This window comes from Leminorella richardii (assembly GCF_900478135.1).
Lineage (GTDB): Bacteria > Pseudomonadota > Gammaproteobacteria > Enterobacterales > Enterobacteriaceae > Leminorella > Leminorella richardii.
The window spans coordinates 2,727,362-2,747,458 of sequence record NZ_LS483470.1; the positions used below are offsets into that span (position 1 = coordinate 2,727,362).

General features: G+C 51.8%; 18 protein-coding genes. 10 read left to right on the forward strand and 8 right to left on the reverse strand.

Annotated elements, in window-relative coordinates; genetic code table 11:
- Positions 1-4 precede the first annotated feature (4 nt).
- Positions 5-2,674: a pyruvate dehydrogenase (acetyl-transferring), homodimeric type gene (gene aceE / locus DQM29_RS12580; RefSeq protein ID WP_111741015.1), complete on the reverse strand. Its 2,670-nt coding sequence runs from the start codon at positions 2,672-2,674 to the stop codon at positions 5-7.
- A 123-nt stretch (positions 2,675-2,797) separates the two neighbouring features.
- On the reverse strand, positions 2,798-3,559 hold the full coding sequence (pdhR, locus tag DQM29_RS12585; protein WP_111741016.1) for a pyruvate dehydrogenase complex transcriptional repressor PdhR: 762 nt from the start codon (positions 3,557-3,559) through the stop codon (positions 2,798-2,800).
- Positions 3,560-4,379: 820 nt separating this feature from the next.
- Between pdhR and DQM29_RS12590 the strand changes: the two genes are divergently transcribed.
- On the forward strand, positions 4,380-5,720 hold the full coding sequence (locus DQM29_RS12590) for an amino acid permease (protein WP_111741017.1): 1,341 nt from the start codon (positions 4,380-4,382) through the stop codon (positions 5,718-5,720).
- Between the two features lie 58 nt (positions 5,721-5,778).
- Here DQM29_RS12590 and ampD read toward each other — a convergent pair whose 3' ends face one another.
- Complete coding sequence (gene ampD, locus DQM29_RS12595; RefSeq protein ID WP_111741018.1) at positions 5,779-6,321, reverse strand: 1,6-anhydro-N-acetylmuramyl-L-alanine amidase AmpD; 543 nt, start codon at positions 6,319-6,321, stop codon at positions 5,779-5,781.
- A 251-nt stretch (positions 6,322-6,572) separates the two neighbouring features.
- On the opposite strand from ampD, the gene ppdD reads away from it, so the two are divergent.
- From ppdD to yedA, 4 genes are all read left to right on the forward strand, one after another.
- Positions 6,573-7,025: a prepilin peptidase-dependent pilin gene (gene ppdD, locus DQM29_RS12600; protein ID WP_111741019.1), complete on the forward strand. Its 453-nt coding sequence runs from the start codon at positions 6,573-6,575 to the stop codon at positions 7,023-7,025.
- The gene (locus DQM29_RS12605; RefSeq protein ID WP_111741020.1) at positions 7,022-8,497 is read left to right on the forward strand and encodes a GspE/PulE family protein; all 1,476 of its coding nucleotides are present in this window, start codon (positions 7,022-7,024) and stop codon (positions 8,495-8,497) included. Before ppdD ends, DQM29_RS12605 begins: the two co-directional genes overlap by 4 nt.
- Positions 8,494-9,681: a protein transport protein HofC gene (gene hofC, locus DQM29_RS12610; RefSeq protein WP_111741021.1), complete on the forward strand. Its 1,188-nt coding sequence runs from the start codon at positions 8,494-8,496 to the stop codon at positions 9,679-9,681. Before DQM29_RS12605 ends, hofC begins: the two co-directional genes overlap by 4 nt.
- A gap of 211 nt (positions 9,682-9,892) precedes the next feature.
- Positions 9,893-10,801: a drug/metabolite exporter YedA gene (yedA, locus tag DQM29_RS12615; RefSeq protein WP_111741022.1), complete on the forward strand. Its 909-nt coding sequence runs from the start codon at positions 9,893-9,895 to the stop codon at positions 10,799-10,801.
- Between the two features lie 67 nt (positions 10,802-10,868).
- Here yedA and DQM29_RS12620 read toward each other — a convergent pair whose 3' ends face one another.
- The gene (locus DQM29_RS12620; protein ID WP_111741023.1) at positions 10,869-11,912 is read right to left on the reverse strand and encodes a GMP reductase; all 1,044 of its coding nucleotides are present in this window, start codon (positions 11,910-11,912) and stop codon (positions 10,869-10,871) included.
- A gap of 367 nt (positions 11,913-12,279) precedes the next feature.
- Between DQM29_RS12620 and DQM29_RS12625 the strand changes: the two genes are divergently transcribed.
- From DQM29_RS12625 to yacG, 4 genes are read left to right on the forward strand one after another with little or no spacing between them, the layout of a single operon-like run.
- Positions 12,280-13,107 carry a prepilin peptidase gene (locus tag DQM29_RS12625; protein WP_111741024.1) on the forward strand — a complete coding sequence of 276 codons (828 nt, stop codon included), beginning with the start codon at positions 12,280-12,282 and terminating at the stop codon, positions 13,105-13,107.
- Positions 13,104-13,712: a dephospho-CoA kinase gene (coaE, locus tag DQM29_RS12630; RefSeq protein WP_111741025.1), complete on the forward strand. Its 609-nt coding sequence runs from the start codon at positions 13,104-13,106 to the stop codon at positions 13,710-13,712. The genes DQM29_RS12625 and coaE overlap by 4 nt, the downstream gene beginning before the upstream one ends.
- 12 nt (positions 13,713-13,724) lie before the next feature.
- Positions 13,725-14,477 carry a cell division protein ZapD gene (zapD, locus tag DQM29_RS12635; RefSeq protein WP_111741026.1) on the forward strand — a complete coding sequence of 251 codons (753 nt, stop codon included), beginning with the start codon at positions 13,725-13,727 and terminating at the stop codon, positions 14,475-14,477.
- 56 nt (positions 14,478-14,533) lie between these two features.
- Positions 14,534-14,731 carry a DNA gyrase inhibitor YacG gene (gene yacG / locus DQM29_RS12640; RefSeq protein ID WP_232054915.1) on the forward strand — a complete coding sequence of 66 codons (198 nt, stop codon included), beginning with the start codon at positions 14,534-14,536 and terminating at the stop codon, positions 14,729-14,731.
- Positions 14,732-14,738: 7 nt separating this feature from the next.
- Here the strand turns inward: yacG and mutT are convergent, their stop codons facing one another.
- The 3 genes from mutT to secM all read right to left on the reverse strand — a co-directional run bounded on the left by mutT (position 14,739) and on the right by secM (position 18,589).
- Entirely contained in the window at positions 14,739-15,149 is a 411-nt protein-coding gene (gene mutT / locus DQM29_RS12645) for an 8-oxo-dGTP diphosphatase MutT (protein ID WP_111741027.1), read from the reverse strand.
- An 84-nt stretch (positions 15,150-15,233) separates the two neighbouring features.
- The gene (secA, locus tag DQM29_RS12650; protein WP_111741028.1) at positions 15,234-17,948 is read right to left on the reverse strand and encodes a preprotein translocase subunit SecA; all 2,715 of its coding nucleotides are present in this window, start codon (positions 17,946-17,948) and stop codon (positions 15,234-15,236) included.
- A gap of 119 nt (positions 17,949-18,067) precedes the next feature.
- Positions 18,068-18,589: a secA translation cis-regulator SecM gene (secM, locus tag DQM29_RS12655; protein ID WP_111741029.1), complete on the reverse strand. Its 522-nt coding sequence runs from the start codon at positions 18,587-18,589 to the stop codon at positions 18,068-18,070.
- Between the two features lie 35 nt (positions 18,590-18,624).
- Between secM and DQM29_RS12660 the strand changes: the two genes are divergently transcribed.
- Entirely contained in the window at positions 18,625-19,143 is a 519-nt protein-coding gene (locus DQM29_RS12660; RefSeq protein ID WP_111741030.1) for a DUF721 domain-containing protein, read from the forward strand.
- Between the two features lie 5 nt (positions 19,144-19,148).
- Here DQM29_RS12660 and lpxC read toward each other — a convergent pair whose 3' ends face one another.
- Positions 19,149-20,066, reverse strand: a complete 918-nt coding sequence (lpxC, locus tag DQM29_RS12665; RefSeq protein ID WP_170126585.1) for a UDP-3-O-acyl-N-acetylglucosamine deacetylase — start codon at positions 20,064-20,066, stop codon at positions 19,149-19,151.
- Positions 20,067-20,097: the final 31 nt, after the last annotated feature.

Genomic DNA, 20,097 nt, shown 5'->3' on the forward strand with positions numbered 1-20,097 from the left:
ACGCTTATGCCAGACGCGGGTTAACTTTATCAGCGTCAATACCGAACTTGGCAATCGCTTCAGCCACAACGTCAGCCTTCACTTCACCGCGCTTTGCCAGCTCGCCCAGCGCCGCAACCACGACGTAGGAAGCGTCCACTTCAAAGTGGTGACGCAGGTTTTCACGGCTGTCAGAACGGCCAAAGCCGTCGGTACCCAGCACGCGGAAATCGCTGGCCGGAATAAAGTTACGGATCTGCTCAGCAAACAGCTTCATGTAGTCAGTAGAGGCTACGGCTGGCGCATCGTTCATTACCTGAGCGACGTAAGGTACACGCGGAGTCTCTAGCGGATGCAGCATGTTCCAGCGTTCGCAGTCCTGACCGTCACGAGCCAGTTCAGTGAACGAAGTCACGCTGTACACGTCAGAAGTCACGCCGTAGTCTTTGGCCAGAATCTGTGCAGCCTGACGAACGTGCGGCAGGATTGAGCCAGAGCCCATCAGCTGTACGTGGCCACGGTTGCCTTCGCCGCTTACTGTCTCAAGCCGGTAAATACCCTTGCGGATACCTTCCTCTACGCCTTCCGGCATAGCCGGCATGTGGTAGTTTTCGTTCAGCGTGGTGATGTAGTAGTAAACGTTTTCCTGGTTACCGTACATGCGCTGCAGGCCGTCGTGCATGATCACAGCGACTTCATAAGCGTAGGTCGGATCGTAAGAGATACAGTTCGGGATAGTCAGCGCCTGAATGTGGCTGTGACCGTCTTCGTGCTGCAGGCCTTCACCGTTCAGCGTTGTGCGTCCAGAGGTGCCGCCGATCAGGAATCCGCGCGCCTGCTGGTCGCCTGCCGCCCAGCACAGATCGCCGATGCGTTGGAAACCGAACATAGAATAGTAGATATAGAACGGGATCATCGGGAAGTCGTTGGTGCTGTAAGATGTGGCAGCAGCCAGCCATGACGCTCCGGCACCCAGTTCGTTAATGCCTTCCTGAAGGATCTGACCTTTCTCGTCTTCTTTGTAGTAGGCAACCTGCTCGCGGTCCTGCGGTACATACTGCTGGCCTTTCGGGCTATAGATACCGATTTGACGGAACAGACCTTCCATACCAAAGGTACGGGCTTCATCTGCCAGAATCGGCACCAGACGCGGTCCAATAGAAGCGTCTTTCAGCATCACGTTCAGTGCGCGAACGAAAGCGATAGTGGTAGAAATTTCTTTGTTCTGCTCTTCCAGCAGCGCGCTAAACTCGCTCAGTGCAGGAATAGTCAGAGGCTGAGTAAACTCAGGCAGACGGGTTGGTACATAGCCCTGCAGCGCGCTGCGGCGCTCGTGCAGATACTTGTACTCTTCAGAATCTTTATCCAGAGAGATAAGCGGCAGCTTTTCGATGTCTGCATCGGCAACCGGCACGTTGAAACGATCGCGGAACTGGCGGACGCCGTCCATGTTCATTTTCTTGACCTGGTGAGCGATGTTCTTACCTTCAGCGGTATCGCCCATGCCGTAGCCCTTGATGGTGTGAGCCAGAATGACAGTAGGCTTACCCTGAGTCTCCTGTGCTTTCTTCAGCGCAGCATAGACTTTTCTCGGATCGTGACCGCCGCGGTTCAGCGCCCAAATCTCGTCGTCAGTCATGTCTTTGACCAGCGCAGCCGTCTCAGGGAAGCGACCGAAGAAGTGCTCACGAACGTAGGCACCGTTCTTAGACTTGAACGTCTGGTAGTCGCCGTCAACGGTTTCGTTCATCAGCTGAATCAGCTTGCCGGAAGTGTCTTTCTTCAGCAGCTCATCCCAGCGGTTGCCCCACATAACTTTAATCACGTCCCAACCGGCGCCCTTGAAGATGCCTTCCAGTTCGTTAACGATTTTACCGTTACCGGTGACTGGGCCATCCAGACGCTGCAGGTTACAGTTGATGATGAACACTAGGTTATCCAGCTTGTCGCGGGTCGCGATAGTAATTGCGCCTTTGGATTCTGGCTCATCCATCTCACCGTCGCCCAGGAAAGCATAAACGGTTTGTGCAGAGGTATCCTTCAGACCGCGGTTATGCAGGTACTTCAGGAAACGCGCCTGATAAATTGCACTCATTGGGCCAAGACCCATAGAAACGGTTGGGAACTGCCAGAATTCAGGCATCAGTTTCGGGTGCGGATAAGAAGAGAGACCGTTACCGTGTACTTCCTGACGGAAGTTGTTCATCTGATCTTCTGTTAGGCGGCCTTCAAGGAAGGCGCGGGCATAGATCCCCGGAGAGATATGGCCCTGGAAGTAAACCAGATCGCCGCCGTCTTTGGCGTTACGCGCGCGGAAGAAGTGGTTAAAACACACTTCGTAAATCGTTGCGGAAGACTGGAAAGACGCCATGTGACCACCGAGCTCCAGATCTTTCTTGGAAGCGTGCAGTACAGTCATAACGGCGTTCCAACGAATAATAGAACGAATGCGGCGTTCCAGATCGAGGTTACCCGGATAGGCCGGCTCTTCTGACGTAGGAATAGTGTTAACGTAGTCAGTAACGAATGATGAACCTGAAGGCAGGTTGACGCCGCCCTTACGTGCAGAGGCTAAAACCTGGTCGATCAGGTATTGAGCGCGCTCAACGCCTTCTTCACGGATGACCGATTCGATCGCCTGCAACCAATCGCGGGTTTCAATCGGATCCACGTCTTGATTTACAATTTCCGACATGGTGGTTTCCTTATTCTATCTTTACGTTGTTGGTCAAAGCCTGTCTCAATAACGTCTCTGACATCGGCGCCGCAAGACGCCATTAAGACAGGCTCAGTGGTTAAGTTGAGCGTCGAACGCTCGTTAATCCTTACGCTGCAATAACCGTAGCGATCGCTCGCGGCGGCTGTGCTCTCTATCTAGCTCTAGCAGCACTTCCTCAATAAAGGCTAAATGTCGATGCGACGCGGCCCGCGCCTTTTCTGGCTCTCGGGCCACAATGGCTTCGAAAATACTAGCCCTGTGGTTACTCACTCTTTCCAGCATCTCGCGACGGGAGTAGAGCAAATCAAAATTCTGACGGACGTTTTGTTCAAGCATTGGCGCCATACAGCGCAGCAGGTGTAGAAGGACGACGTTGTGGCTGGCCTCTGTGACGGCGGTCTGGTACTGCATAACCGCGTCTGCTTCTTTCTGTCGGTCCCCAGAGGCCTGAGCAACCTCAATCTGCTGGTGGTACTGACGAATTCGCTGAAAATCCTCATCGGTCCCCCGAAGAGCGGCATAGTAGGCGGCAATGCCTTCCAGCGCGTGGCGGGTTTCCAACAGGTCAAACTGGGACTCAGGGTGATCGGCTAGCAGTTCGCTCAGCGGATCTCTGAGGCTTTGCCAAAGGTTGCTCTGAACAAACGTTCCCCCGCCCTGACGGCGGTAAAGCAGCCCTTTCGCTTCAAGGCGCTGAACGGCCTCTCTCAGTGAAGGACGGGAAACGTCGAACTGCTTGGCGAGTTCTCGTTCGGGAAGCAGTTTTTCTCCGGGCCGCAGGGTACCTTCAAGGATCAGCGTTTCAAGCTGCCGTTCAATGACGTCAGAAAGCTTGGGTTGGCGGACCTTGTTATACACCATAATGCGTTAAAATGCCTCGAAGTCAATTGGTATTACCAATATCAAAAGCTTGACGGTAAAGTAACAAAATATTCACCTTTTGTCCATATGGCCTTTGACCAAAATCATTAAATGCCACCTATCATTCTGATATGCGGTAAATATCGTTAACTATCATACGGCTAACAAAGTGGTGATAATTTCATCTAAAACGAAAAAATTTAACGTTTTAGAAACGAATAAAAAGTAGAACTGAAGCGGATCAGCAAACCAATTAATGAATAATCATTCTATTTTTATAAATAATATTTTACTCATACTGATAAATAAGCGTTAATCATGGCTTAAAAAGGCGTGCATTCGCGTAGAAAAACGTCTGATTCTACACCGCCTGTTTTTATCAAAAACGCTTTCTTTATTATCTCGCTGCCGGTGAATGTTAAAACTCAGCATTGGTTTAGTGGGAGTCGTGCTAGCAAAGTGACACAACACCGCTTCACCTAGCCTCAAGCAGGCAAAATCAACGCGATAAGGGCTAACACACTTCAGAAAGAACTGTGGCGAAACAAATTAATACTTTGAAAAATAAAAATATTTACATCTATCGTATGAAATTGATGACACCCGGATAAGCGACTCAGCGCTTCGGGAAAAGAAAAAGAATGCAAACGGTGGCATTTATCACTATTCTTGCCGTTCTGATAGTGCCTGACGCAAAATGTTTTACCCACAAGCGTACAGATTTCATTACATTTGGCACCCATCGTCTAAAATCAGTCTGGCTTTAAAGAATAGAAAACATCGTTAGTAGTGCGACAATTGCGAGTGAAGGAAAATAATAATGAGTGACCAGCTCAAACGCGGTCTTAAAAATCGTCATATCCAACTAATTGCCCTCGGTGGCGCCGTGGGCACAGGTCTGTTTCTCGGCAGCGCACAAACCATCAATATGGCTGGCCCCGCCGTAATATTAGGTTACGGTATTGGCGGTATTATTGCCTTTCTCATCATGCGTCAACTGGGCGAAATGATCACCGAAGAGCCGGTTGCAGGCACCTTCAGCCACTTTTCATATAAATACTGGGGGCCGTTCGCAGGCTTTCTGTCCGGCTGGAACTACTGGATGCTGTTTGTACTGGTCAGCATGGCCGAGCTTACCGCCGTTGGCCTCTACGTCCAGTACTGGTGGCCGGACATCCCCACTTGGGTATCTGCGGCCTTTTTCTTTGTGCTGATAAACCTTATCAACCTGACCACGGTGAAAGTCTACGGTGAGATGGAATTCTGGTTTGCCATTATTAAAGTCGCTGCCATTATTGGCATGATCGCCTTTGGCTCCTACCTGCTTATCAGCGGCGGCGGCGGCCCGGAAGCGGGGCTGAGCAACCTTTGGTCTCAGGGAGGATTTATGCCCTTTGGCTTTGAAGGGCTAGTGATGGCTACGGCGATTATCATGTTTTCTTTTGGCGGACTTGAGCTGATTGGCATTACTGCCGCTGAAGCCGATAACCCAGAAAAATCGATTCCTAAAGCCATTAACCAAGTGCTATACCGCATTCTGATTTTCTACATTGGCTCGCTGGTGGTGCTGTTGTCTCTCTATCCGTGGACAAAAGTCGTCGAAGGCGGCAGCCCGTTCGTGATGATTTTCCATGACCTAAACAGCACCGTGGTTGCTACCGCGCTTAACGTTGTGGTACTGACGGCAGCACTGTCGGTCTACAACAGCTGCGTCTACAGCAACAGCCGGATGCTCTACGGCCTGGCACTGCAGAAGAATGCCCCTAAGGCACTGGCGAAAACCAACTCGCGCGGCGTACCGGTGAATGCCATTCTGTTCTCAAGCACCGTGGCCGCTATCGGCATTATCGTCAACTACGTGATTCCGAAAGAGGCTATCAGCATTTTGATGTCGCTGGTGGTTTCCAGCATTGTGATTAACTGGGCCATGATCAGCCTGTCTCACCTGAAGTTTCGCGCGGCAAAAAATAAAGAAGGCGTGACAACGAAGTTTAAGGCTATCTGGTCGCCCTTTAGCAACTATCTATGTCTACTATTCTTGGCCGGCGTGCTGGTGATTATGTATATGACTCCCGGCATTCGCATTTCCGTCCAGCTGATCCCCGTTTGGCTGCTGATATTAGGCATCGGCTACGGGATCACGAGGAAAACCGTTCACTAGAGCTTCTTTCTCCTATCCCGCGGGCTTGCCTGCGGGATATCTCTCAGCCATCTCCGCGCTATTTCCCTATCAGGCGACGATAACGATCCCAATAAAAATGTGCTCCAGGGTCAGTTTTTCTTCCCGGCGCAATATCGCTGTGCCCCTGGATCCTGTCAGGTGTAATCGGGTAGTGCTCCATCAGCAAATTCGTTATGCGGGCAAGCTGGTGGTATTGCTGCTCAGTAAAGTCAACAAAGTCTGTCCCCTCCAGCTCGATACCGATCGAAAAGTCATTACAACGATCTCGCCCTTCAAATAGCGAAACGCCCGCGTGCCACGCCCGTTTATCAAAAGGAACGTACTGAAGAATTTCGCCATCGCGCCGAATCAGGCAGTGCGCCGACACTCTTAAATGTTGAATCTCAGCAAAGTAAGGATGCTCTTCCGCCTTTAGCATGCCGGTAAACAGCTGGTTAATATATGGCCCTCCGAATTCACCCGGAGGGAGGCTGATGTTATGTACCACAAGCAGAGAGGGTTTTTCCCCTTCAGGGCGGTCGTCGAAGTGGGGAGACGGTACGCGAGTAACACCGTCAATCCAGCCGTGAGTCAACTTCATAGATTTCAAAATATCCCTTTCACCAAATATGCTTTTGATTATAAGGCCGTCGGAAGCAACCGCGTAGTCTGCACTGCCTATTTCGATAAATATTGCGCTCCTGCTTCCGGTTTTTTATGCAATAACCCATCGGCCAAAAAAAACTTTCGCCCTTTCCCCCATATCCATAAGTTCTCTCTTTTTTAGCCTTCTCTTTCCATGCATCGTGGCGTCGCTTGTTTATGCCTCTTACCACACACAGGAGTACGACCATGAATACACAGTCCGGCTTTACGCTGTTTGAATTGATGATAGCAATTGCCATCATCGCCATCCTTACCGCTGTCGGCGTCCCTGCTTATCAGGGTTACGTTCAAAAGGCGGCGCTGACCGATATGCTACAGGCTATGGTGCCCTATAAAACCGCCGTTGAACTTTGCGCACTGGAGCAAGGCGCTCTGACATCTTGTCAGCAGGGCAGCAGCGGAATTCCCGGTACCCGAACGACGCGCTATGTTTCTCAAATCAGCGTCACGGCAGGTGCTATAACACTCGTCGGCCAAAATGCCCTAGAGGGACTCTCTGTTACGTTAACGCCACAGTTGAACAGCACAACAGGCGATCTTAACTGGCAGAGAACCTGTAGTGACAGTCAACAAAACGCTCGACGTCTGGAAGCCTGTAACGACGTATTTCGATTTGACGGTGGGGTAAGCCGTCCATGAGTACAGATACTGAACATAACTCTATCAGCGAAGAAATCACCGACGAGTGCTTTCGCCATCGACTTGTCCCCATCGATATCGATGAACGAAAGCTGACCGTCGCTGCTGCAGAAGGAGAGCGCCCGGAAGGCGCTATCCCGCTCCTGTCGTTTATTAGTCGGCGGGACGTTCACGTCGTCTTCTGGCCTAAGCCCAAAATCGAAAACTACCTGCAGAGGGTGCCCAGCCGGAATATTTCTTCGCCAGAAAATGATGAAACACAGAATCTTGGCGCACAGGAAGGCGAGAGCCACTATCCGCCAGAACATAGCGACGACGCGGTGGTACAGTTTCTGAACCAGCTTATTCGTCAAGCTATGCAGCGCAGGGCATCCGATATCCATTTTGAGCCTTACGCCAACAGCTACCGCATCCGCCTGAGAATAGACGGCTCGCTTCAGGAGGCCGCCGCCCCGCCGCTCAACGTCGCGGCGCAAATAACATCCCGCCTAAAAATCATGGCGAACCTGAATATTGCCGAACGCCGACTGCCTCAGGACGGGCAGATGATCTTTCACGACGATCGGCAAAGGCGCTCGCTGCGCGTCTCAACGCTTCCGGTTTCTGGAGGTGAAAAAGTAGTGCTCAGAGTGATGCCAACGGGTACCGATATTCACTCCATCGCATCCATCGGCATGTCTGACGACGAGCAGCGCCGCTATCGAGAAACGCTGTCTTTACCTCAGGGCATGATTTTAGTCACCGGCCCAACGGGAAGCGGTAAAACCATTACGCTCTATAGCGGCTTGGGCTATCTTAACGACGCCTTCCGAAACCTGTGCAGCGTAGAAGATCCCATAGAAATACCGCTTAGCGGCATTAACCAAACGCAGGTAAACGGCAAAATAGGCCTTACGTTCAATACAGCGCTGCGCGCCTTTCTTCGCCAAGACCCCGACGTGCTGATGGTGGGTGAGATCCGTGACCAAGAGACGGCCAGCACGGCTATTGAAGCCGCACAAACCGGTCATTTAGTGCTGGCAACTCTGCACACTAACGGCGCGGCAGAAACGCTGGTTCGGCTTGGGCAAATGGGCATTGCATCCTATCTGCTGGCCTCCAGCCTAAAGCTGATTATCGCTCAGCGTCTGGTGCGCTGCCTTTGCCCTCACTGCAAACAACCCGCTCAGCAAACCAATATGCCGGAAGAACATAATGAACAAAATGGAGTACAGGGATATGTTGCCACTGGATGTGAGCGCTGTGTAGGTGGCTACTATGGCCGAACCGGCGTTTATGAAATGCTCCATCTGACGGATATTGTTCAGCGCGGTATTGCTGATGGGCTTAATGCAGAAGCGCTCCACAGATTGGCCTGTTCCCAAGGCATGGTTTCACTTAAGCGCGCTGGGATGAAACTGGTTGAACAGGGCATAACGACGCTTAATGAACTCTATCGGACCCTTGGCAGCGATCGCTGGAGCGATGAATGAAAAAAGAGCGCCTCTTTCTCTGGCGAACGCCAGAAGGCAAACGCGGTGAACTCGTTGCACAGTCGCGAGAGCACGCACGATACCAGTTGGCCTCTTATGGCCTACTGGGTGCCAGAGTGGTACAGGAAACCCGATTGAGAAAAAACGTCTGGCGACCACAGGCGCTCGCCCCTATTGCCAGGCAACTGGCAACCCTGCTTCAAGCCGGACTACCGCTGGTCAGCAGCCTCGAACTGATTGCCGATGAGCATCCTTCCCCGGCCTGGCGCTACGTGCTTCGCGCCGTCAAAGAGCAGATTGTTCAGGGAACGCCGCTGTCTCAGGCTATGGCAAGTTATCCGGATGCATTTCCCCTGCTGTTTACTGAGCTTATCGCTACTGGAGAGCTCACTGGCAGACTGGAGCAATGCTGCCAGCTTCTGGCCGAGCGGTTAGAAAAACAGGCAGCGCTAAACCATAAAGTGCGCAAGGCGCTTCGCTACCCGATCTTTATTCTCGGAGCCTCTTTGCTAGTGATGCTGATCGTACTCGCCTTTGTACTTCCCGCCTTTAAGGAGATCTACGACACCTTCAACGCTCCCCTTCCGGCATTTACTCGCGGCGTGCTGCTTCTTTCAGACGTTGTACAGCGCTACGGCCTCGCATTTTTACTGTTCGGCTGCGGGATAACTATTTATTACGCCAAGCGGCTTCACGGCTTAGAAAAATGGCGCAGAAAGGAACAGGCGCTGTGCCTGAAACTGCCGCTTTTAGGCAAGCTCGTTGAAACAAACATACTGTGTCGATTTTTCCGTACCCTAGCAATTACCCAGCGTTCTGGGCTGTCCCTCACGCGCAGTCTACAGTTCACGGCCAATGGCTGCGGCAGCCTGTTCTATTCCGATGCCGCACTGTCAGTGTTAAGCCAAGTAGAGAGGGGCTCCTCGCTGTTTCGGGCACTAAAGCAGTTATCTCTGTTTCCCAGCCTGTCGCTTCAGCTAATCCGCGCGGGCGAAGAGTCCGGTACGCTAGACGCCATGCTGGAAAGGCTGGCTGACGTGTATGAAAACGAGGCTGAGCAGCTGGCAGAAAACCTAACCTCAAGAATAGAACCGCTTTTAATGGGGGGGCTGGGCATCACCATTGGCGGCATGGCAATCGCTATCTATTTGCCCATATTTCAGTTAGGGAACGTTGTCAGTTAAGAAACGTTGCCAGCTGGCTACCAGCGCCTCTTCACGCTACGGATAAAGCTTAGCCCTCTCAGAAAGTGAGGCACAACAGCGGCAAAGAACAATAGGATAGCGATAAGTGAGATAGCAATAACATAGAGACAAAATAGCGATAAAACTGCTCGCTATAGCCGCCATTTTCACGTTTACTATTGTGTCCTAGTCTACGCCGCTGCGAGGAAACATGCGCTTCAGGCAATATTTACCGCTCATTGGAGCACTGTTCACCCTCTACATCATTTGGGGTTCGACCTATCTGGCCATTCGAATTGGCGTAGAAAGCTGGCCGCCGTTCATGATGGCCGCTGTGCGCTTTCTTCTGGCAGGAACGCTGCTGCTGGTTTTTCTACTGCTTCGTGGGCACAGGCTTCCATCGCTACGACTCATGCTCAATGCTGCTCTGATCGGCACACTGCTGCTGGCAATAGGTAACGGTTTTGTCACCGTAGCTGAACATCAGGATGTTCCCTCAGGTATCGCTGCCGTTATTGTGGCAACGGTTCCACTGTTTACACTCTGTTTTAGTCGGCTTTTCGGCATCAAAACGCGCAAGCTGGAGTGGTTTGGTATCGCCATAGGCCTGACGGGCATTATCCTGCTCAATAGCGGAGGCAATCTGAGCGGCAACCCTTGGGGAGCGCTGCTGATCCTTATTGGTTCGATTAGCTGGGCCCTGGGTTCCGTATTTGGTGCCCGCATCGCGCTGCCGACAGGAATGATGGCGGGGGCAATTGAGATGCTGGCAGCAGGAATTATTTTGGCACTGGCGTCACTCTTCAGCGGCGAAAGGCTAACGGAAGTGCCTACCCTGTCCGGCTTTTTGGCGGTTGGCTATCTGACACTGTTTGGCTCTCTTATCGCCATCAACGCCTATATGTTCTTAATCCGCAGCGTTCCACCCGCAATTGCTACCAGCTATGCCTATGTCAACCCCGTTGTGGCCGTACTATTAGGCACCAGCCTGGCAGGGGAAAGACTGTCGCTAACGGAATGGATTGCTCTGGGGATTATTATTTTCGCCGTTGTACTGGTAACGCTCGGAAAATATCTCTTTCCTAAAAAACCAGAGCCCTCGGTGGTGGAAAAAAGCTAAAAAAAGTGCGCTTCTTTGAGCGCACTTTTCCTTTATCTATTCATTTATTTTTTATTCACACTAGGAATCAGAACTGGTTAAACACGCGGTTTTCCTGCTCGGCTACGCGAATAAAGGTTGTACGTTTGGTCAGCTCTTTCAGACGAGAAGCCCCGACGTAAGTACAGGCCGAGCGTAGTCCACCCAGAATGTCCTTCACGGTATTCTCCACTGGCCCACGGAAAGGCAGCTGTACGGTCTTGCCTTCAGCGGCGCGATACTTGGCTACACCGCCTACGTGGCGATTCATGGCGGATTCAGAGCTCATGCCGTAAAACAGCATATAGGCGCTGCCGTTCTCTTCAATGACTTTGCCTTCGCACTCTTCGTGAGCTGCCAGCATACCGCCCAGCATGACGAAGTCTGCACCGCCACCAAACGCTTTGGCTACGTCACCCGGCGTCGTACAGCCGCCGTCGCTAACAATTTGACCGCCCAGACCGTGAGCTGCGTCTGCACACTCAATGACCGCAGACAGCTGCGGGTAGCCAACGCCGGTTTTTACCCGAGTGGTGCATACAGAGCCAGGGCCAATGCCCACTTTAACGATATCGGCACCGGAAAGGATCAGCTCTTCGACCATTTCACCAGTCACAACGTTACCGGCACAGATTACTTTATCCATATAGGCTTCACGCGCCTTATTCAGGAAGCGTACAAAGTGCTCTGAATAGCCGTTAGCCACGTCAATGCAGATAAACTTCAATGCCGGTGACAGCGCCAGAATTTGGTTAAGCTTGTCGAAATCCGCGTCAGAAGTGCCGGTAGACACCATTACGTGGCGCAGCACTGACTCCGACGAGCGGGATACAAACTCACGCCAATGCTCAACGGTATAGTGCTTATGAACAGCAGTCAGCACATCAAAAGATGCCAGCGCCGCTGCCATGCTGAATGTGCCAACGGTATCCATGTTGGCCGCAATAATCGGTACGCCAGACCATTCATGGCCTGAGTGTTTGAACGTGTAAGTGCGCTCAAGCTCTACCTCTGAGCGGCTTTGTAACGTAGAACGCTTAGGACGAATCAAAACGTCTTTGAAGCCCAGCTTCAAATCTTCTTCAATACGCATAGTGACTGGTTTCCTGGTTTTTGGCGACGTATCGCAAGTTAGCTATAGACTCTACATAATTCGAGTTGCAGGAAGGCGGCAAGCGAGATAATCCTCAGAAGCACATAGATGACTATGTGACTGGGGGCAAATCCACCGAAGCAGATTTAAACGCCGCTTGCAGCGGCCTCGTCAGAGGTCGAGCCCATTTTTGAGCCGAATAACAAGCGCTGCCAACGCGTCTGCAACTTAAAATACAACAGGCATAAGCGGTGTGTTGGCCATTCCCAGTGACGTAATCATACACATGAATAATAACTGAGCAAGTCTGATACTTTCGCCAAATTTCAGATATACTCCCATAAATTTACCTGTGAAAAGGCAGGTAATGAAGGCTCTTATGGATAACGTCTTCTCCCTGCTTACGTTTGGCCTGCTTGGCCTGTTTATCGGCAATCTCGTCAGCCGTCTAGCCCACACAATTCCTACCGCAATAAACGCTCATCAACGCTTTTGGTGCTGCTTGTCCTCCTCTCTCAGAGCCCTACGATCGCCCCTCTGCTGCGTTAATAACAGTACGCTATACCTGCTACGAATATCGCTGCCTTACCGTTTTTTTCACCATGGTCGCTGCCCCCGCTGCCAGCGGAATATCTTATTTGAATCAGCGCTGGTGGAACTAGGATGCGCATTTCTCTTTATGGCTCTGGCGCACGGAACGCCTTATTCAATCTCTCTGGTAATAATATTGGCAATCACCGCCAGCCTTATTTTGCTGGCGCTTATTGACGCAAAACACTGCCTGCTGCCCGATATCGTCACGCTGCCTCTTTTAGTCAGCGGCCTTATTTGTGCCTACCTAGACCTTTCTCCACAGTCCTTTAGCGAAGCCATTGGCGGCACACTATTTGGTTCTGCGCTGCTTTGGCTTCCTGAGCGCCTGTTTTGGTACCTTCGTCGAGAACACGGCCTAGGACAGGGTGATATCAAGCTGATGGCAGCCGCCGGAGCCTGGCTGGGTGCACATATCCTCCCCCTAGTTCTGCTTGTCGCCTGTCTGACAGGGATGATATTTTTCATTCTGCAACGAGTTGCTCTGCGCAATATCAACCGCCATATCCCCTTCGGCCCCTTTATTACCTTCAGCATGTGGCTTGCACTTCTCGAAGATCCCTTTATCATCAACTTATCGATACGTATACAGGCTGGGCTATGAGCTATATTGTTGCGCTTACCGGGGGCATTGGCAGCGGGAAATCAACCGTCTCAGACGCGTTTGCCCGTCTCGGCGTGCCTGTCGTTGACGCCGACGTTATTGCCCGCCAGGTCGTTGAGCCCGGCACTGAGGCGCTGGCACAAATAAGCGCCCGCTTTGGCTCATCCATACTGCATGCAGACAAAAGCCTTAATCGAAAGCGCCTTCGCGAGATTATCTTTAATCAACCAGAAGAAAAATCCTGGCTAAACGCGATGCTTCACCCCCAGATCCAGCAGGAAACTCAGCGCCAGCTTGCCGCAGTAACGGCACCTTATGCGCTTTGGGTTGTCCCACTATTAATTGAAAACAACCTGTGCTCTCGGGCTAACCGTATTCTGGTTGTTGACGTCAGTGAAGAGACACAGCTGCGCCGCATTCTGGCGCGCGATGGAGGAGACAGGCAGCAGGCTGAGAAAATTTTAGCCGCTCAAGCGTCCAGAGCACAGCGACTAGCCTGTGCTGACGACATCATTATGAACGATGCGTCTCCCGAAGCGCTTATGCCCAAAGTAGAGCAGCTACATCACTCCTATTTAATTTTAGCTAACGAATTCAACAGGTAGGTTCCATCTATCATGAGCGATTTATCTCAGAACATCCTTTTTGAACATCCGCTGAACGAGAAAGTTCGTACATGGCTACGCATTGAATTCCTGCTGCAACAGCTGCAAAACAGCCACTCGCTGACAGGGCTACCCAACACACTGGGCTTCTTTCGCTGTATCAGCGAACTGTTAGATATTATCGATCGCGGCGACGTCCGCACTGAGTTGGTCAAAGAGCTTGAGCGCCAGCAGCAGAAGCTGATGCAGTGGATTGACGTTCCCGGCGTTGATGTAGAAAGGCTTAACGCGCTGCGCCACAGCCTGAAAGATATGTCCAACGTGCTCTTGGCAGCACCGCGACTAGGACAAGCCCTTAAAGAAGACCGCCTTATTGCCATGGTTCGCCAGCGCCTGAGTATTCCCGGCGGCTGCTGTAGCTTTGATATGCCGATCCTTCACATGTGGCTGCACGCTCCCAAGCAGGAGAGGGACAAGCAAGTCTCTGACTGGGTAGAAACAATGGAGCCCCTCAATAACGCGCTGAATGCCTGTTTAGATCTTATTCGTCAGTCTGGCCATTTTCAGAAGCAGACCAGCCTGAACGGCTTTTATCAGGATAACGCCGAAGACTGTGACATCCTGCGCATTCGCGTTGACTCAGCCCATCAGCTCTATCCGCAGGTGTCTGGTCATAAAACCCGCTTCGCCATTCGCTTTATGCCGTTCGACAGCGAGCTGGGTGAAACGCCAGAGCGTTTCTCTTTTGATATCGCCTGCTGTTAGGCTATCTGACCCCATTGAACCAATAACGTTAATCAAACAAGGAGACGCGCGGCACAATGAACGACACGCCGATGACAGTTAAATGTCCTACCTGTGGGAAATCGCTAGAGTGGAGCGAAAAGAGCCCCTATCGCCCATTTTGCAGCAAGCGGTGCCAGCTTATCGACCTCGGTGAATGGGCCGATGAAGGAAAGCGGATCCCCAGCAACGGGGAGCTTTCCGACAGTGAAAGCTGGGGAGAAGAGGAAAAGTAGTTTACCCTCAGGCGCAATAGCGCAGCTTGAGATCCTCAACGATCGGCCGGTTAGCCTCAGGGAACTCATCGGCCGTCAGCGATTCTATAGGTAACCAGCGCGACTCTTGCTCTTCTTGGCTTTCGGGGATCCCTTCCCAACGCTCAACGATAAAAAAATGCAGCGTCAGGTTGCGATCGGGGTAGTCGTACTCCAACACTCTAAGCAATTCTGGCTCATCGACATGAATGCCAACCTCTTCCAAAAGCTCCCTGCTCAGAGCCTGCTCTGCGCTTTCTCCTTTGGTCGTCTCAACTTTTCCGCCGGGAAACTCCCAAAATCCAGCCAGATGGCTCCCCTTTTGCCTGCGGGTAATAAAAATCAGCCCTTCTGCGTTAACGATCGCACCTACGGCAATATCAATGCGCTTCTTTTCCATATCGTTCTCTTTTTATAAACGGCTACAGACATAAAGAGCGCCAGAGGCGCTCTTTAATCTAACAGCTGCGAGAATCGCCAGAACTTAGTTCAGTCGACCGTGGCACTGCTTGTATTTCTTACCCGATCCGCAAGGGCAAGGATCGTTACGGCCAATCTTGCGCTCTTCGCGCACAACCGGACGATTACCTTCCGGCTCTTCCGCCAGCGCATTGTCGCCCTGATGGCTAAACTGCTGCTGGCGAGCCAGACGCTCAGCCTCTTCACGACGCTGCTGTTCGACGGCCTCAACCTCTTCCGGCATACGCACCTGAACTTTGCTCAGGATGCTGATCACTTCGTACTTCAGCGCTTCAAGCATGTTGGCAAACATTGAGAAAGACTCGCGCTTGTACTCCTGCTTCGGATCTTTCTGCGCGTAGCCCCTTAAGTGGATGCCTTGACGCAGGTAGTCCATCGCCGCCAAGTGCTCTTTCCACATGGTGTCCAGAGTTTGCAGCATGACGCCCTTTTCAAAGTTGCGCATCATCTCTTCGCCGACAATCTCTTCCTTCTCTTTGTAGCTCTTCATTGCTTCTTCAATGATGCGCTCGCGCAGCGGCTCCTCGTGAAGATCGTGCTCATCATCCAGCCATTGAGCGATAGGCAGCTCAAGCTCAAAGTCGTTTTTCAGGCGCGCTTCTAACCCCGGAACGTCCCACATTTCTTCCAGAGACTGAGGCGGAATGTAGTTATCAATAACCAGATTAAAGACGTCCCCGCGAATACTTTCAATCGTCTCGCTGATATCGCTTACGTCCAGCAGCTCGTTGCGCTGAGAGTAAATAGCGCGGCGCTGGTCGTTAGCAACGTCATCGAATTCCAGCAGCTGCTTACGAATATCGAAGTTACGGCTTTCCACTTTACGCTGCGCGTTAGCAATAGCCTTGGTTACCCACGGGTGCTCGATGGCTTCCCCCGGCTTCATACCCAGCTTGCGCATCATGCCGGCAACGCGGTCAGAAGCGAAGATACGCATCAGGGCGTCTTCTAAAGAAAGATAGAAGCGTGATGAACCCGGGTCACCCTGACGGCCTGAACGGCCGCGCAGCTGGTTATCAATACGACGAGACTCGTGACGCTCGGTGCCAATAATGTGCAGGCCGCCTGCCGCCAGTACGCGGTCATGGCGCTCTTGCCATGCATCTTTAATCGCTTTGATTTGTTCTTCTGTTGGTGACTCCAGCTCGGCAATTTCGCTCTGCCAGCTGCCGCCCAGCACGATATCGGTACCACGACCGGCCATGTTGGTGGCGATGGTTACTGCGCCTTCCTGACCGGCGTTAGCAACGATCTCGGCTTCCTTCTCGTGGAACTTCGCGTTCAGTACCTGGTGAGCAATACCGGCTTTTTTCAGCTCGCGAGACACGACTTCCGATTTTTCAATCGAAATGGTCCCCACCAGCACTGGCTGACCGTTGGTACTGCGCTCTTTGATGTCTTCGATGATCGCATCGATCTTCTCTTTTTCCGTCATGTACACCAGATCGGGCATGTCTTTACGGATCATCGGACGGTTTGTTGGCACCACAATAGTGTCAAGGCGATAGATTTGACGGAATTCGAACGCTTCCGTATCCGCAGTACCGGTCATACCAGCCAGCTTCTCATACAGACGGAAGTAGTTCTGGAAGGTGATAGAGGCAAGCGTCTGGTTTTCGTTCTGAATGTCGACACCCTCTTTCGCTTCCACCGCCTGATGAAGGCCGTCTGACCAGCGACGGCCTTCCATCGTACGACCGGTATGCTCATCAACGATGATAACCTCGCCGTCCTTAACAATGTAGTCTACGTCGCGGGTAAACAGCGCGTGGGCGCGCAGAGCTGCCGTAACGTGGTGCATCAGAACGATGTTAGTAGGAGAATAGAGAGATTCGCCTTCAGCCATTAAGCCAGTATCCATCAGCAGAGACTCTACCAGCACCAGACCACGCTCTGTCAGGTTAACCTGACGGCTCTTCTCATCAACGGAGAAATGGCCTTCGCCCTGGAAGGTGTCTGAATCTTCTTTTTCCTGGCGCTCAAGCTTAGGAATAATCTTATCGACTTTACGATACAGCTCAGAGCTGTCTTCCGCAGGGCCAGAAATAATCAGCGGCGTACGGGCTTCATCGATAAGGATGGAGTCCACTTCGTCCACTAGCGCATAGTGCAGCGGGCGCTGTACGCGCTCTTCCGGGCTGAACGCCATATTGTCGCGCAGGTAGTCAAAGCCGTACTCGTTGTTGGTACCGTAAGTGATATCTGCTGCATAGGCTTCACGCTTGGCTACAGGCGGCATACCGGGAAGGTTGATGCCAACAGTCAGCCCTAAAAACTCAAACAGAGGGCGGTTGTTTTCAGCATCTCGACGCGCCAGATAGTCGTTGACGGTTACCACGTGCACACCGCGGCCAGAAATAGCGTTTAGATAAGCAGGCAGCGTTGCCGTTAAGGTTTTACCTTCACCGGTGCGCATCTCTGCAATACAGCGCTCATTCAGCACCATACCGCCGATCATCTGGACGTCAAAGTGGCGCATACCAAACACGCGCTTACTGGCCTCACGCACTACGGCAAAAGCTTCAGGGATCAGCGACTCCAGCACTTCACCTTTTTCCAACCGCTCGCGAAACTCTTGAGTTTTGGCCTTAAGCAGCTCGTCGCTAAGGGACTCATACTCTGGCTCTAGGCGATTAATTGCCTCAACGGCCTTACGCATACGGCGCAGCGTACGATCGTTGCGGCTACCGAAAATCTTAGTCATCATTTTGGTTAACATAAATATAGAACCTCTTTATGACTGCCTATTGGCAGTACGAAAACGGGAAACGTTACGTCAAAAAATTATCCGAATCGCACCACTGCGAGAGTGGGAATTGAGAGCGAAACGGCGATACATCACGCTAACGCAAGAGGCCCCGCGCGAATGCCCTGCACTCGGGCTAACCAAAACCTGACGGGATGAGGAGAATAGAAAACGTCTGCCGGAGAGAGCTTAACCAACAGCTGAGGCAATTGACGCTTAGTAGTTGCAGAAGAGACAGAGAGAAAGTCCAGCAGCGCGCAGTGGCTAAGGTCAGAACTTCCTTTTTGAGCAGCCTTGACGATCTCTTCATCAGCATTAACCTGCTGGAATGAGGCCGCCAGACGCGTCAAATAGTTGCGCAGCGCGAAACGCTGCCAAGAGTTCAAATTCTGAAGTGGACGCGGGTCTGCGGTATGAAACAGGGCCAGTTGCCCCATGCCCGGAACGGCGGTATTGTTTGCATCGAGCTGGGAAAACGCCGTCGACAGAGAAACCTGTTGAGGAAGCCCGTCCAGATTGACGGGCGCGCCGACGCTGGCCGCTACCACCCCGAACAGAAGGTGAGGCCAAAAATAACGCCTGCCAAATTGTCGCCAACGATTTAGAATGCCCATTATCGACTAACCGTTTACTACTCCGGAACTCCACTATGCGAGACAGCCGCCCGCTATTATTAGATACGCTGTTTAGCGATGCAAATTTATTGCGCGACCTTCAACAGCGCGCCATCGCCCTGCTTAAGCTAAACAATGCCGTTAAAGGGCTGCTGCCTAAGGCTATGCACGAACACTTTCGTGTCGCTAACTACCGTCAAAGCGTTCTGGTACTCGAAGTGGCTAATGCCAGCTGGCTTACCCGCCTTCGTTACGAACAGCCCGCTTTACTTACGGCGCTCAGACATGAGATTTTACCATCATTAGCTTCAATCGACATAAAGATTAATCCGTCTCTAAGTACAAAAACGCAGCATTCAATCGCTTTTCGCCCTTTTCAACCAGAAGAAAATGATGGAAAACCGGTACGTACACTCAGTTTACAGAGTGCAGAACAGCTTAGAGGATTGGCCTCAAAGAGTACGGGGAAACTAAAAGAGAGATTAGAACGACTTGCTGCGCTGGCCGGAGAGAGAGGTGCCAGCGCAACAGATCGTGATAAAAAACCGCAGTAGGCGCGTTAGGCCAAAACGGTTCTCGACGTTTTGAACGCCAGAGGCATTTCAGCTTCGTCTTCGAAGGTCACAAACTCCCAAGCTTCCTGCTTAGCCAATACGGCCTGCAGCAGCTTGTTGTTTAACGCATGACCAGACTTAAAGGCGGTAAACGCGCCAATAACGTTATAACCACACATAAACAGGTCGCCGATAGCGTCCAGCATTTTGTGGCGAACAAACTCGTCTTCAAAGCGCAGACCGTCTTCGTTTAACACGCGATAGTCGTCAACAACGATAGCACAGTCAAAGCTACCGCCCAGGCAAAGCCCTTTAGACTGAAGATACTCAATATCGCGCATAAAGCCGAAGGTACGAGCCCGGCTAATCTGGCGTACAAAGGCGTCCGCCGAGAAGTCCATGCGATAACGCTGTGAACCCGCGTCAATGGCCGGATGGTTGAAATCGATAGTGAAGTCGAGGCTAAAGCCGTTGTATGGCTTCAGTTCAGCCCACTTGTCGCCGTCTTCCACGCGCACCGGCTGAGTGATGCGAATAAACTTCTTCGCTACGTTCAGCTCTTCGATGCCCGCATCCAGCAGCAGGTAGACAAACGGAGCCGCGCTGCCGTCCATAATCGGAATTTCAGGCGCGTCAACTTCAATAACGATGTTGTCAATCCCCAGACCCGCCAAAGCGGCATTCAGGTGTTCAACCGTCGAGATACGTACGTCATCTTCATTTACCAGACAGGTACACAGCATGGTATCACGTACGGATTTAGCGTCCGCCGGAAAATCAACCGGTGGCGTTAAGTCAGTACGACGATAGATGACACCCGTATTCGCTGCAGCAGGGCGCAGCGTCAGGGTGACTTTACGGCCGGTATGAAGACCGACGCCAGTCGCCTGAATAATGCGTTTTAGTGTCCGCTGTTTAATCATCGTAATATCTCGCAACGTTAATCCAATATCC

Bases quoted from the DNA above. Each gene is read 5' to 3' on its own strand.
- aceE (WP_111741015.1), bottom strand. From the start codon at position 2,674: ATGTCGGAAATTGTAAATCAAGACGTGGATCCGATTGAAACCCGCGAT.
- pdhR (WP_111741016.1), bottom strand. From the start codon at position 3,559: ATGGTGTATAACAAGGTCCGCCAACCCAAGCTTTCTGACGTCATTGAA.
- DQM29_RS12590 (WP_111741017.1), top strand. From the start codon at position 4,380: ATGAGTGACCAGCTCAAACGCGGTCTTAAAAATCGTCATATCCAACTA.
- ampD (WP_111741018.1), bottom strand. From the start codon at position 6,321: ATGAAGTTGACTCACGGCTGGATTGACGGTGTTACTCGCGTACCGTCT.
- ppdD (WP_111741019.1), top strand. From the start codon at position 6,573: ATGAATACACAGTCCGGCTTTACGCTGTTTGAATTGATGATAGCAATT.
- DQM29_RS12605 (WP_111741020.1), top strand. From the start codon at position 7,022: ATGAGTACAGATACTGAACATAACTCTATCAGCGAAGAAATCACCGAC.
- hofC (WP_111741021.1), top strand. From the start codon at position 8,494: ATGAAAAAAGAGCGCCTCTTTCTCTGGCGAACGCCAGAAGGCAAACGC.
- yedA (WP_111741022.1), top strand. From the start codon at position 9,893: ATGCGCTTCAGGCAATATTTACCGCTCATTGGAGCACTGTTCACCCTC.
- DQM29_RS12620 (WP_111741023.1), bottom strand. From the start codon at position 11,912: ATGCGTATTGAAGAAGATTTGAAGCTGGGCTTCAAAGACGTTTTGATT.
- DQM29_RS12625 (WP_111741024.1), top strand. From the start codon at position 12,280: ATGAAGGCTCTTATGGATAACGTCTTCTCCCTGCTTACGTTTGGCCTG.
- coaE (WP_111741025.1), top strand. From the start codon at position 13,104: ATGAGCTATATTGTTGCGCTTACCGGGGGCATTGGCAGCGGGAAATCA.
- zapD (WP_111741026.1), top strand. From the start codon at position 13,725: ATGAGCGATTTATCTCAGAACATCCTTTTTGAACATCCGCTGAACGAG.
- yacG (WP_232054915.1), top strand. From the start codon at position 14,534: ATGAACGACACGCCGATGACAGTTAAATGTCCTACCTGTGGGAAATCG.
- mutT (WP_111741027.1), bottom strand. From the start codon at position 15,149: ATGGAAAAGAAGCGCATTGATATTGCCGTAGGTGCGATCGTTAACGCA.
- secA (WP_111741028.1), bottom strand. From the start codon at position 17,948: ATGTTAACCAAAATGATGACTAAGATTTTCGGTAGCCGCAACGATCGT.
- secM (WP_111741029.1), bottom strand. From the start codon at position 18,589: ATGGGCATTCTAAATCGTTGGCGACAATTTGGCAGGCGTTATTTTTGG.
- DQM29_RS12660 (WP_111741030.1), top strand. From the start codon at position 18,625: ATGCGAGACAGCCGCCCGCTATTATTAGATACGCTGTTTAGCGATGCA.
- lpxC (WP_170126585.1), bottom strand. From the start codon at position 20,066: ATGATTAAACAGCGGACACTAAAACGCATTATTCAGGCGACTGGCGTC.